This window comes from Mucilaginibacter sp. P4_E8 (genome assembly GCF_056401495.1).
This window is the reverse complement of the sequence record NZ_JBFUJG010000016.1, coordinates 1-13,139: the sequence shown is the minus strand read 5'-3', so window position 1 is coordinate 13,139 and position 13,139 is coordinate 1. Positions and strand designations below refer to the sequence as shown.

Below are 13,139 nucleotides of genomic sequence, written 5' to 3'. Positions count from 1 at the left end.
GGGGGCAAACCAATTTGTCTCTTAGGGGTTTACCTAAGTACCATGGCTAAAAAACCGTTGCTTGAATTTACCGACAGGGGAATTTACTGTGCCCAGGGCAAATTTTATATTGACCCCTGGAAACCGGTGGATGATGCCGTAATTACCCACGCCCATGCCGATCATGCTTATTGGGGGCATAAACACTACCTGGCACATCATTTATCAAAAGAGATATTGCTTTACCGCCTGGGCGAAATACAGCTGCAAACGGTAGCGTATGGCGAAACGGTGATGAAAAACGGTGTTGCCATATCGCTTTACCCCGCAGGTCATGTGATCGGCTCGGCGCAGATCAGGGTGGAGTATCAGGGCGAGGTTTGGGTGATATCAGGCGATTACAAGGTAGAGGACGATGGTATATCAACTCCGTTTGAACCTGTAAAATGCCATCATTTTATTTCTGAATGTACCTTCGGGATGCCGGTTTATACCTGGAAGCCGCAGGTGCAAATATTTGAAGATGTAAACAACTGGTGGCGCACCAATTTACACAATGGTGTGGCCACGGTACTGGTTGGCTATTCATTGGGTAAGGCGCAGCGTATACTGCAAAATCTTGATCTGTTTAATGGTAAGGTGTACACGCATGGCGTAATAGAAAACACTAACGAAGCCTTGCGCCGCAACGGGGTGTTATTAAATCCAACGGAAAGAATTACGCAGGATTCAGTTAAAGAGGAAGTGAGAAAAGGTATCATCCTGGCTCCGCCATCATCAGTAGGTTCGCCCTGGATGCGCAAGTTTCAACCCTATAGCTTTGGCTATTGCTCTGGCTGGATGGCCATTCGTGGTGCCAAGCGCCGCCGCGCAGCCGACCGCGGTTTTGTACTGTCGGACCATGCCGATTGGAACGGGCTCATCAGCGCTATTGATGCCACCGGCTGCGAAAGCGTTTACCTTACGCATGGCTATACTGCCACCTTCTCGAGATATTTAAAGGAGATTGGATTTGATGCTCACGAAGTGCATACCCTATATGGTGGAGAAGAGGAGGATGCCTCACCCCAGCCCTCCCCAGAAGGGGAAGAATTGAGATATCTTGATAAAAATGCTCACAAAGTCTCCCCTTCCGGGGGAGATTTAGAGGGGGCTAAGGCTGGAGGCTCTGCCACATGAAAGCCTTTGCCCAACTCTTCCTTTCGTTAGACGAAACGAACAAGACCAACGAAAAGGTTAAAGTACTAAAAGACTATTTTACCGCTGTACCTGATACCGATAAAATGCACATGCTGGCCTTGTTTACCGGGCGTAAACCCAAACGGCAAATCAACTCCACGCTGGTGCGGCATTGGGCTATCGAAGCATCAAATATACCCGCGTGGTTGTTTGAAGAAAGCTATCATGTTGTAGGCGATCTCGCCGAAACTATGGCCCTGTTAATGCCCGAAACCACTAACAGCAGCAGTAAAACCCTTACCGAATGGATAGCAGAGATCAACGCATTACAAAATAAAACAGAAGCTGAAAAGAAATTATGGCTGCTGGATTCGTGGGCTATGCTTGATAGCCAGGAACGTTTTGTATTTAACAAACTGCTTACCGGCAGCTTTAGGGTGGGCGTATCGCAAAATCTGGTGATTAAGGCGCTGGCGGATATTTCAGGCCTGGAGGCTCCAGTGCTTACCCACCGCATTATGGGTAGCTGGCTGCCCGAAACATACCAGTATACGCAGTTGATAGAAGAACAGGATGCTGCCGAAAATATATCAAGACCGTACCCGTTTTTCCTGGCCTATCCCATACAGGAAACATCTGAAAGGCAAAAAACGCCCGGTGAAGTTGGTGTAGCCCTTGGCGATGTGGCCGACTGGCAGGCAGAGTGGAAATGGGATGGCATACGGGCGCAAATGATAAAACGCGGCGATGAAATATTTATATGGAGCAGGGGCGAGGACCTGGCCACCGAAAAATTCCCGGAACTGCATCCGTTTTTAAACGCCCTGCCCAATGGTACGGTAATAGATGGCGAGATCCTGAGTTTTCAAAACGGCCAGCCAATGCCATTTAATGTACTGCAAACGCGTATCGGCCGTAAAAATTTGAGTAAAAAAATACTGGAAGAAAGTCCGGTAGCGGTGATAGCTTATGATTGTCTGGAATATAAAGGCGAAGATATACGGTCTAAAACCCAATCAGAAAGACGGGTGATATTGGAGCAATTGCAAGCCGCTACGCCATTCCCTGAGATATTCCGGATATCGGCATTGATACCATTCAAAACCTGGGATGAACTTGGGGAAATAAGACAGCAATCGCGGGCAATGACGGCGGAAGGCCTTATGCTGAAACGTAAAAATGCCGCTTATCAGGTAGGCCGCCGTCGTGGCGACTGGTGGAAATGGAAGATAGACCCGCTATCGGTCGACGCGGTAATGATATATGCCCAGAAAGGACATGGTCGCCGGGCCGATCTGTATACCGATTATACTTTTGCCGTTTGGGATGGCGATAAACTGGTGCCATTTGCCAAGGCATACTCGGGCTTGACTGATGCGGAGATCAACAAGGTTGATTATTTTGTAAAACGCAACACACTGGAAAAATTTGGCCCGGTGCGCACCGTAAAGCCCGAATTGGTTTTTGAAATAGGGTTTGAGGGTATCAACAAGTCAACCCGGCATAAATCGGGTATCGCTTTGCGTTTTCCGCGTATATTGCGCTGGCGGCATGATAAACCCAAAGAAGAAGCCGATACGCTGGAGAGTTTAAAGGCGCTATTAGGCGAATGATAAATTAATATTAGTTCACGTAATTAATTTATTACTTTGCCTGTTAAAAGCTATAAATAGTATATCGATGATCATTATAAATAACTATAACGAGTTTGAAGCACAATTAGGTAAGGAACTGGGGGTATCATCATGGCATACCATTACGCAGGAGCAGATCAATAAATTTGCCGACGCCACGCTTGATCACCAGTGGATCCACACCGACCCTGAAAGAGCTAAAACCGAAAGCCCTTTTCAATCAACCATAGCTCATGGTTACCTTACCCTGTCGCTGATCCCATATTTGTGGAAACAAATAGCAGACATCCGTAACCTGAAAATGGAAATAAATTATGGTATCGAAAACCTGCGTTTTGCACAACCAGTGCTGGTTAATAACCAGGTGCGGCTAAAGGTTAAATTGGCAAGTCTTATCAATTTACGTGGTGTTACCAAAACTACCATGAGCATCGAGCTGGAAATTGATGGCCAAAAGAAACCTGCCTTTGCCGGTGATGTGGTTTTTCTGTATCATTTTATTAGTTAATTGCGCGATAAAAACTAACTATGTCATTGCGAGCGATAGCGCGGCAATCTCATAGGACAAGCAACGAACTTTGCCTGTGCAACCTGCATGGTGAGATTGCCACGCTATCGCTCGCAATGACATAACAGAACTAAAATGGTAATCCCAATGCCATAAAAGCCGTGATGTAAACCCAACCGGCAACCCTATTATTACATTTGTGTTTATATCATTATGGACACAAAAAAGATCCGCTTAAGCGTGCTTGACCAGTCGCCGATAAGAAAAGGCGCTACAGCAGAGCAAGCTGTTAAAGAAACCATTGAGTTAGCAAAATATACCGATCAGCTTGGTTATACCCGTTACTGGGTATCCGAGCACCACAATACCAGCAGTTTAGCAGGCTCAACACCCGAAGTACTGATAGCTCATCTGGCGGGACAAACCCAACGCATGCGTATTGGCTCGGGCGGTATCATGATGCCTAACCACAGTACACTAAAAGTTGCCGAAAACTTCAGGATGCTGGAAGCCTTATTCCCCGGCCGAATTGATCTGGGCATGGGCCGTGCGCCCGGCACCGATCGCATTACGGCGTCAATACTAAATCCTTCAAATCAGTTCAGGGAAGATGATTTTGTGGAACAACTTGCCGACCTGAACAACTATTTTCATGACACCTATGAACCAGGAACCATACAGGCCAAAATACGGGCCATACCACAGGTAAAAACCGTGCCCGATAAATGGCTGCTGAGTTCAAGCGGGCAAAGCGGGCTGTTTGCCGCTCATTTTGGTATGGGTTTTTCGTTCGCGCATTTTATAAACCCGGTTGGCGGGCCACATAATGTTAAATTGTATAAGGAGCGTTTTCAACCATCTGATGATCTGGCACAGCCGCAGGTTAACGTTGCCACATTTGTTTTTTGCTCGGCAGATGAGGAAAAGATAAAACAGCACCAGGCCGTAATGGATCACCGTTTTCTGCAGTTTGAAAAAGGCGGACCTATTATCCCCATTAATTATGATGATATAAAGAATGAAACCTATACCGCTCAGGAACAGGAACGCATCCGCCATAACCGTTACCGGGTAATTACCGGTACGCCATCCCAAATTAAACTAAAACTTACCTGGCTGGCTAATGATTATGATGTAGACGAAATTATGGCCGTAACCATTACCGAAGATTTTAATGACAGGCTGGAGTCATATAAACTGTTGGCAAAACAGTTTGATTTACAGTAATAAAAACAATATTATACTTAATGCTGCATTGTTCACGTTTAAGAGCACGACATTTGATAATACAAGTCGGCATCAATCTTAACTTCCAGAAAACTTTATATGGATTTTAATCGTATATTTGGAAAGATTATAAATAACTCTTTCATTTTTATAAATTCATCAATTCAGTGGTAATAATAATATTCTTCATAGCGCACTGGTTTCTGTCGCTATTCTTCCAAACGTTTTTTCTACATAGATACGCCTCACACAAAATGTTCACTACTAACAAGTTTTACGAAGGGACATTTTACCTGCTTACCTATATTTGCCAGGGTTCTTCATTCCTGAACCCGCGTGCTTATGCTATCATGCACCGTGAGCATCACGCTTACAGCGATACCGAAAAGGATCCACATTCTCCGCACTTTTTCAGGGATGTTTTCCAGATGATGTGGCATACTGTATTAAGTTACAGGGATCACGTAAGGAAAGTTAAAGAACCTGAGGATCGTTTTAAAGGAAATTATCCTGAATGGCATTTTGTTGATTACATCGGGTCATCTATTTTATCGCGCCTTACTTTTGGTGCATTATATATTGCATTTTATGTTGTTTTTGCCACTCAATGGTGGATGTTCCTGTTAATTCCTATTCACTTTATGATGGGACCTATTCACGGCGCAATAGTTAACTGGTGTGGCCATAAATATGGTTATGCCAATTTTGACAATGGCGATAAATCAAAAAACACTACCCCGTTCGACTTTTTAATGCTGGGCGAATTGTTCCAGAACAATCACCATAAACGTCCTAACAATGCCAATTTTGGTGCAAAATGGTTTGAAATAGACCCGGTTTACCCAGTAATGAAACTGATGCACTGGATGCGCATTATCAAACTAAGGGAAGCATATTTATAAGCTGAAAACCTAAGGCCAAAAGCTGAAAGCGAAAAGTAAGATCTCAGGATGTTTACTTTTCGCTTTTTTTGTTTTGTCTTATTAATTTAAGCTTTATGCTTTCAGCCTTACGCTTTCAGCTTTTCCACTTATATTTGCCGCTCATAAAATTTATACTTCCATGAGTATTTCTGTATTAGCTCAAAATTTACGCGGCTCCGAAATTATTAAGATAGCTGGCGAGATCAACGAATTAAAACGACAAGGCCAAAATATTGCCAATTTAACCATTGGCGATTTTGACTCTAATATTTACCCTATCCCTGCCGAATTAAAAGCAGGCATTGTGGATGCTTACAACCATAATCAAACCAATTATCCACCGGCTGATGGCATGCTGACCTTGCGCGAAAGTGTATCAGCATTGTTAAAGAACAGGTATAACCTTACTTATTCAGCCAACGAAATATTAATATCAGGGGGCTCCCGCCCGCTTATTTATTCAACTTTCCTGGCGGTGGTTAATCCCGGCGAAAAGGTAGTGTTCCCTTTGCCATCATGGAATAATAACCACTACAGCGATCTGTTGGGTGCCGAAGCGATAATGATAGAAACAACTGCCGAAAATAACTTTATGCCTACGGCCGATGATATCCGCCCGCACTTAAAAGACGCGGCATTGCTGGCCCTTTGCTCGCCTTTAAACCCAACAGGTACCATGTTTGGTAAAAAGGACTTGGAAGAAATTTGCGACTTGGTTATTGCCGAAAACAAAAGGAGACCAGCCGGTCAAAAACCTTTGTATTTGATGTATGACCAAATCTACTCGCAATTAACTTTTGGCGATTTTAAACATTATGATCCGGTTACCTTGCGCCCCGAGCTTAAAGATTATACCATATTTATTGATGGTGCGTCAAAATGTTTTGCATCAACCGGGGTAAGGGTAGGCTGGGGCTTTGGTCCGGCACACATCATAGATAATATGAAAGCCATTGTGGGCCACATGGGCGCATGGTCGCCAAAGGCCGAGCAAGTGGCTATGGCCAGCTTTATAACTAACGATGCAGCGGTTGATAATTATCTGAGCGACATTAAAGGAAAGATACAAGCCAGTTTGAATACCCTTCATGAGGGTTTCCAGGCGTTAAAGGCCGAAGGTTTTAATGTAGATTCCATTATACCCATGGGCGCTATTTACCTTACACTTAAAATTGATTACGCGGGCAAAACCACACCTGACGGAACGGTGTTGAAGGATTCGGCCGATATTAACTTTTACCTGATCAAGGAAGCTAAGGTAGCCCTGGTGCCATTTTCAGCTTTCGGTACTGATGATAATGTGAACTGGTTCCGCGCGTCAGTAGGTGCAAGCACCCTGCAGGATATACAGCAACTGATCCCAAGGGTTAAGGAAGCCCTGGCGAAATTGAAATAGTTGTTTTTTTATAATTTTTAGAAATGGCCGTCATGTTTAACATGGCGGCCATTTTGCGTTTGGAACTAACAGGTCGCAATGACGTGATGGGATCGGGCCGTTTTTACAAATAAGAAAATAAAACTTATCAAACTAAAATTTGTTGCTTATAAAAACAATATAAACATTCACTATGAAAAGATTAAGTTTAATGATGATGTTCGTGCTATCAGCATGGATGTTTCRGGCATGTAACAACGCTGCTAAAACCGACAGTAAAGAAAACGCCGACAGCGCAAACGAAGTTAAGGACACCACTACAACCGGCGCAACCGGTATTGCCGTTGTTGAGGGTGATGCTAAATTTGCTACTGATGCCGCCAATGGTGGTTTGACCGAGGTTGCGGCTGGTAAAGTTGCCGAAGAAAAAGCGGTGAACCAAAAGGTTAAGGATTTTGCTGCCATGATGGTAAAAGATCACAGCAAAGCAAATGATGAGTTAATGGCTATAGCCAAAGCTAAAAACATTACCCTGCCTGCTGCACCAAGCGAAGACAAGCAAAAGGAATTATCAGATCTTTCTGCAAAATCAACAAGTGATTTTGATAAAGCCTATGTAGATGCCATGGTTGATGGGCACAAAAAAACAATAACCTTATTTGAAGATGCCGCTAAAAATTGCAAGGATGCCGAGCTAAAGGCTTTTGCAACTAATACACTGCCAACTATAAAAGGCCACCTGGCTGAAATAGAGGCGATTAAAAAAGGCATGAAATAATTAATTTCATTATTTGAAAGTAAGGAAAAGGGAGATATTACATCTCCCTTTTTCTTTATATAACTATTGCATTAGCCCTCATAAAACGATATTTTTAGACGTTGCCGAAGCTGTACGCCAGCCGGATAATTACAAACAAATATTACACAAAAAAAGCCCTCCGGTCAGCTGGCCGGAAAGATAAAAAGCGTTAGAAACTTATGTCATCAAAACCAATAATAACAGGCCTTATGGCCTACGGCATGTCGGGCCGGATATTTCACGCGCCGTTTTTAGTTACTAATCCAGGTTTTACATTTAAGGCCGTTGTGGAGCGCCACGAAAAAAAGGCAGGAAAAAGGTATCCGGATGTGATCAGTTACGATTCTATTGAGGAATTGCTGAATGATAAAGAAATTGAACTGATCATTGTAAATACACCCAATAACACCCATTTTGATTATGCCATACAGGCGCTTAACGCGGGTAAGCATGTGCTTATTGAAAAGCCGGGGGCAGTAACATCGGCCGAGGTAAAGACCCTGTTCGATCTGGGTAAAAAGCTTGGGCTAAAGGTACTGATTTATCAAAACCGCAGGTATGACAGTGGTTTTTTATCAGTAAAAGAAGTTATTAAAAGCGGCAGGCTTGGCGAACTGATAGAAGTACATTTCAGGCTCGACAGGTACAGGATGCCCATAGGGCCTAAAGTGTTTAAAGAAACCAAAGATACCCCCGGTAATGGCCTTACTTATGACCTGGGTGCTCATTTGGTTGATAATGCCATCAGTTTATTTGGCAAGCCCCTGAGTTTTGTTAAAACCACGGCTTCGCACCGGCCAGGATCACAGGTTGATGATTACTTTAATTTTCATTTAACCTACCCTAACCAACTGCACGTTTATTTAACATCAGGATTGCTTATTGCCGAACATTTGCCAGGTTTTGTAATCCATGGTACCCTGGGTAGCTTTGTAAAGTTGCGCACTGATGTACAGGAAGCTCAATTGGATACAGGAATGTTACCAACTGATGATGGATTTGGTATTGAACCCGAAGGCAGTGAAGGTAAACTGGTGCTGATGAGCGCCGATAATCAGAAAACGATAGAGTGGATCCCGGCAGACAAGGGTAATTATAATGGTTTATTTGATGCCGTTTATCATACTATCAGAGAAAATGCGTTATTCCCTATAACTGAAGAGCATATTGCCTGGCAGCTGGAGTTGCTGGAAGATTAAAAATATCGTAATTATGCTATAATGAAATGTTATATCAATACAATGAAAAAACTATACTTATTGCTATACCTCATAGTTGCTGCCGGATGCAGCCAGGCCCAAACATTAGGTGCTAACTCTGGTATCCCGCCCTATCATATATTAACTACTGATAGCGCTTATGTTACACCGGCCAACCTGAAAAAGAATAAGCCGGTAATGATCATTTATTTTGCTCCGGATTGCGGCCATTGTCAGCATTTAATAAATGATCTGAAACCAGAGTTGAAAAATTTAACAGGGGTTCAGATAGTGATGATAACTTTTGTTACCCAGCTTAAAGCCATACAGGTTTTTCAACGCGATTATGACCTGGCTAAATATCATAATATTATTATAGGTACTGAAGGATATACCTACCTGGTACAAAAATATTACCAGATAAAAAACACCCCCTTTATTGCTATTTATGATAAAAATGGCAAGGTGTCCAAAACCTATGATAAGGTGCCAACTATCCCGGTGCTAATGTCGGCTGTTAAAAAGGTATAAATTCAGATGTGCAGATTTCAGATGTGCAAATAGGCAGATGAGTAAAGATGCAGTGATTTAAATGATCTGCACATCTGAAATTTGCACATCAGCACATCAAAAAATCATTGCTGCTGCTGTTGTTGCTGTTGAATGATCTCCATATACCGCTGATAGCTGTTTTTGGAAAGTTCAGTTACCGGTTGCAGGGCCACAGGCTCATGAAAAGCCTTGTCATCATAAGTGGCGCAGGTATTTTCGTCCTCAACAGTAACGGCAACTTCCAGTTTATGGCCGGATGAGCCTTTATATACACCCTTTACCGGCGAACAATCAGAAAAATTACGGCCCACAGCCAGGCGTACATGTGTTTCGTTGGCTATGCAATTGTTAGTTGGGTCAATGCCCAGCCAGCCATAGTCAGGGATGTAAGCCTCGGCCCAGGCATGGGTAGCCCCTTCGCCACGCATGGCGCTGCTATGGGTGCAAATGTAACCGCTAACATAGCGTGCCGGTATTTTTAATTGCCTGAGCATTACCATTAAAATATGAGCAAAATCCTGGCAAACACCGGCTTTTAATTTCCATACTTCGTCCAATGTGGTTTCAACCGTGGTAACGCCTTTAATGTATTCAAAATTCTGATATACGTAATTGCAAAAGCGCAGCGCTATCTGGTAAGGAGTGTCGTCCCTTAGCCTTTCCTTCTCCACAATAACCTGTAGCTCGGGCAGGCCCTCAAAATATTCCTGCTTTAAAAAATCAATATAAGGCACCATATATTGCAGGCGTTTCAGGTCTTCCCACTGCTGCTCCGGAAAAATATCATTTACCGGTAATGGCCGTTGCCGGGTAATCACATCAAGTTTGGAATTAATAAGCATAGCGGAGTGCTGCTCGCTATACGTAAAGCTGCCTACCTCATTGCCGTAATAATCAATATGCGTATCAACAACAGGGTTGCCCGTTATGTGCAGTTCCTGTTTTACTACATCCTGGTACTCATCCTTTATAGGGAAAAGTATGATCTGGTTTGCACTGTCGCGCACCAGTCCTTCATAGGTGTATTTGGTTAAGTGTTGTATTTTAAATTCAGGCATGGTATTTAATTTTTTAATTGGAGAGTTTGATGATTTGAAAATAGAGCCTGGATCTTCAATCATCGCGTCTTCAAATGGTTTATTTCATTTTCAAATCAGCACATCTTCAAATTATCAGGAATTTGCAAAATAATATTCGTTCAGGGAGTTACCCACACCGTACAGTTCGCTCCTGATCTGGGTAAGAAATATATGCAACCCTTCCTGCCTGATGCTCCGCACCGAACTATACTTGATCCGGCTTTGCAGGCGTCCAATCTGAAACGACATTTCACGGTAAGTATCTACATTGGTATCATTCTTCAACCTGTCGAAATAACGCTGGATGTTGTTTACAGAATAAATAACCGAGCGCGGAAAATCATTGTTCAGCACCACCTGCTCCAGTATATTTTCGGCCTCAAAACCCTCGCGATAAGTTTTTAAGTACAATTCATACCCGCCTAAAGAAAGCAACAGATGTTTCCAGTAGGTAGTATCGGTAAGCAGGTTGGGATTATCACTCACCGAGCTGAATTTGGTATCCAGGATATCAACCGATTGTATGGCCCGTTCCAGGTATTTGCCAATATTCATAAAACTTCGGCCCTCACCGCGTTCCATCGTGATCTCGACCGTGCCATAATACAGCATTACCTGTTTTATTAAAACGTCAAGTACACCAATAGGGTCTTCACGTTGCAGGGACCGTTCAAGTCGAGAATCTTTTACGGTATGATAATACTCGTTCAGGCACTGCCACAAGTCTTTAGTGATGTGTTCCTGTACGCCACGGGCGTTTTCGCGCGCCAGGGTAATTATGTTTAATATGGAATTTGGATTGTTTTTGCCCGTTACCATATATTTTAAAACCGACCGGCTGTCATTCTCCAGTTTATCTGCCTCTGCCTGCTCAACACCGGCAAATATTCTGATCACCGGCTCCCAGGTAAATTCCTGCACGGTATCCTGCGATGAGGCGTAGTTTATTTTGAGCATCCTCAGCATACCATCGCTGCGCTCAATGTAACGACTTAACCAATAAAAACTTGCTGCTACCCTGCTTAACATATTAGCCCCCTAACCCCCTAAAGGGGGAATTTTTAATTTATTAGCCCCCTAACCCCCTGAAGGGGGCAATACCGGGGGAGTTTAAGTATTGTTTATTATAAAATATTCTTTTGTCCTATCCCTCCCCCTTTAGGGGGGCGGGAGGCTCTAAGCCAACACCCATGTATCCTTGCTGCCACCACCCTGTGAGCTGTTTACCACTAATGAACCTTCTTTAAGGGCAACACGGGTAAGGCCGCCGGGGACTATCTCAATACCATCCGGACCATACAAGGCATAGGGCCTGAGGTCAATACGACGGGGTGTTAATGATCCCTGCATATAACACGGCGCCGACGAAAGACTGATTGTTGGCTGCGCGATAAAGTTGCGCGGATCTTTTAATATTTCCTTTTTGTAATCGTCAATTTCCTGTTCAGATGCGGCATGGCCCATCAGCATACCATAACCCCCGCTGCCATTGGTTTTTTTAACCACCATTTTGTTGAGGTTTTTAAACACATGCTCGCGCTCGTCTATGTTGCCAAGCTGGTGAGTGGGCACGTTTTTAAGTACGGGCTCTTCGTTCAGGTAATAGCGAATCATATCGGGAACGTAAACATATACCGCCTTATCATCGGCAACACCGGTGCCTATGGCATTCACTATGGCTACATTGCCTTTGCGGTAGGCTCCCATAATACCGGCAACACCCAGCATACTGGCTGGGTTAAATACCAGCGGATCAAGGTATTCGTCATCAACCCGGCGGTATATCACATCAACCTGCTGCAGGCCGGTGGTGGTTTTCATATACACTTTATGGTTGTTAACTACCAGGTCGCGCCCCTCCACCAGTTCAACACCCATGAGGCGGGCCAGGGTGGTATGCTCGAAATAAGCCGAATTATATATACCCGGGCTTAGTAAAACAATAGTAGGATTGGATATTTGCCGCGGCGACAGGGCCAGCAGGTTTTTATACAATATGGTTGGATACTCGGTTACGCTGCGAACCCCGCATTGCGGCAGCAGGTCAGGGAACAACCGTTTAGTGATCTCGCGGTTCTCGAGCATGTAGCTTACGCCCGATGGGGTGCGCAGGTTATCTTCTAATACATAAAAAGTACCGTCCTCATCGCGTATCAGGTCAATACCCGATATGTGCACATATATATCATAAGGCACCTTTAGCTGGTACATTTCGCGCAGAAAGTGCGGGCATGAGTAAATAATATCAATGGGTACTATACCATCTTTTACAATAAACTGGTTGTGGTATATATCTTTAAGGAACAGGTTAAGCGCGGTAAGCCTTTGTTTAATGCCACGCTCCACAAATGCCCACTCGCTTGCAGTAATTATGCGCGGGATAATATCAAACGGGAATATTTTTTCAATGCCCTCGCCACTGTTATAAACGGTAAAGGTAATACCCTGGCTCATGAACAAGCTCTTGGCCAGCTCTTCCTTTTTGTTTAAATCGTCGGCCGATTCCTTTGAAATATATTCAATTACTTTACGATAATGATCGCGAACATTGCTGTCAGCCCCATACATTTCGTCCCATACGCCGCCAATTGGGTTGTATTTGTTAAAATAAGCTGATTCTTCCATATAAAATTTGTGAAAAGCAGAGATTTACTAACCAGTTATTTTGAAAAAGGTAATTTATGA

Annotated in this window: 12 protein-coding genes; 9 read left to right on the top strand and 3 right to left on the bottom strand. The window is 43.7% G+C overall.

The genetic code is table 11. The features are described 5' to 3' along the window. Nucleotides 1-42 precede the first annotated feature (42 nt). The 9 genes from AC1DRQ_RS09450 (at nt 43) to AC1DRQ_RS09410 (ending at nt 9,354) form a co-directional block, all read left to right on the top strand. Nucleotides 43-1,158: a ligase-associated DNA damage response exonuclease gene (locus AC1DRQ_RS09450; RefSeq protein ID WP_477423888.1), complete on the top strand. Its 1,116-nt coding sequence runs from the start codon at nt 43-45 to the stop codon at nt 1,156-1,158. Continuing rightward, nucleotides 1,155-2,771 (top strand): ATP-dependent DNA ligase, encoded by a 1,617-nt coding sequence (locus tag AC1DRQ_RS09445; RefSeq protein WP_477423886.1) that lies wholly within the window; start codon nt 1,155-1,157, stop codon nt 2,769-2,771. The genes AC1DRQ_RS09450 and AC1DRQ_RS09445 overlap by 4 nt, the downstream gene beginning before the upstream one ends. A gap of 67 nt (nt 2,772-2,838) precedes the next feature. Beyond that, nucleotides 2,839-3,300 carry a MaoC family dehydratase gene (locus tag AC1DRQ_RS09440; protein ID WP_429399575.1) on the top strand — a complete coding sequence of 154 codons (462 nt, stop codon included), beginning with the start codon at nt 2,839-2,841 and terminating at the stop codon, nt 3,298-3,300. Between the two features lie 213 nt (nt 3,301-3,513). Then, entirely contained in the window at nt 3,514-4,527 is a 1,014-nt protein-coding gene (locus AC1DRQ_RS09435; RefSeq protein ID WP_477423884.1) for an LLM class flavin-dependent oxidoreductase, read from the top strand. Nucleotides 4,528-4,694: 167 nt separating this feature from the next. Beyond that, the gene (locus AC1DRQ_RS09430; RefSeq protein WP_429399577.1) at nt 4,695-5,429 is read left to right on the top strand and encodes an acyl-CoA desaturase; all 735 of its coding nucleotides are present in this window, start codon (nt 4,695-4,697) and stop codon (nt 5,427-5,429) included. A gap of 160 nt (nt 5,430-5,589) precedes the next feature. Continuing rightward, the gene (locus tag AC1DRQ_RS09425; protein ID WP_477423883.1) at nt 5,590-6,846 is read left to right on the top strand and encodes a pyridoxal phosphate-dependent aminotransferase; all 1,257 of its coding nucleotides are present in this window, start codon (nt 5,590-5,592) and stop codon (nt 6,844-6,846) included. 172 nt (nt 6,847-7,018) lie between these two features. Further along, on the top strand, nt 7,019-7,603 hold the full coding sequence (locus tag AC1DRQ_RS09420) for a DUF4142 domain-containing protein (RefSeq protein WP_477423881.1): 585 nt from the start codon (nt 7,019-7,021) through the stop codon (nt 7,601-7,603). 200 nt (nt 7,604-7,803) lie between these two features. Beyond that, the gene (locus AC1DRQ_RS09415; protein ID WP_477423879.1) at nt 7,804-8,823 is read left to right on the top strand and encodes a Gfo/Idh/MocA family protein; all 1,020 of its coding nucleotides are present in this window, start codon (nt 7,804-7,806) and stop codon (nt 8,821-8,823) included. A gap of 42 nt (nt 8,824-8,865) precedes the next feature. Beyond that, the gene (locus tag AC1DRQ_RS09410; protein ID WP_429399581.1) at nt 8,866-9,354 is read left to right on the top strand and encodes a TlpA family protein disulfide reductase; all 489 of its coding nucleotides are present in this window, start codon (nt 8,866-8,868) and stop codon (nt 9,352-9,354) included. A 104-nt stretch (nt 9,355-9,458) separates the two neighbouring features. On the opposite strand, the gene AC1DRQ_RS09405 is transcribed toward AC1DRQ_RS09410, so the two are convergent. The 3 genes from AC1DRQ_RS09405 to AC1DRQ_RS09395 all read right to left on the bottom strand — a co-directional run bounded on the left by AC1DRQ_RS09405 (nt 9,459) and on the right by AC1DRQ_RS09395 (nt 13,079). Further along, on the bottom strand, nt 9,459-10,433 hold the full coding sequence (locus AC1DRQ_RS09405; protein ID WP_429399582.1) for a transglutaminase family protein: 975 nt from the start codon (nt 10,431-10,433) through the stop codon (nt 9,459-9,461). Between the two features lie 114 nt (nt 10,434-10,547). Then, nucleotides 10,548-11,483, bottom strand: a complete 936-nt coding sequence (locus tag AC1DRQ_RS09400; RefSeq protein ID WP_477423877.1) for an alpha-E domain-containing protein — start codon at nt 11,481-11,483, stop codon at nt 10,548-10,550. A gap of 147 nt (nt 11,484-11,630) precedes the next feature. Beyond that, nucleotides 11,631-13,079, bottom strand: coding sequence for a circularly permuted type 2 ATP-grasp protein (locus AC1DRQ_RS09395; RefSeq protein ID WP_477423876.1), 1,449 nt, complete (start codon nt 13,077-13,079; stop codon nt 11,631-11,633). Nucleotides 13,080-13,139 lie beyond the last annotated feature (60 nt).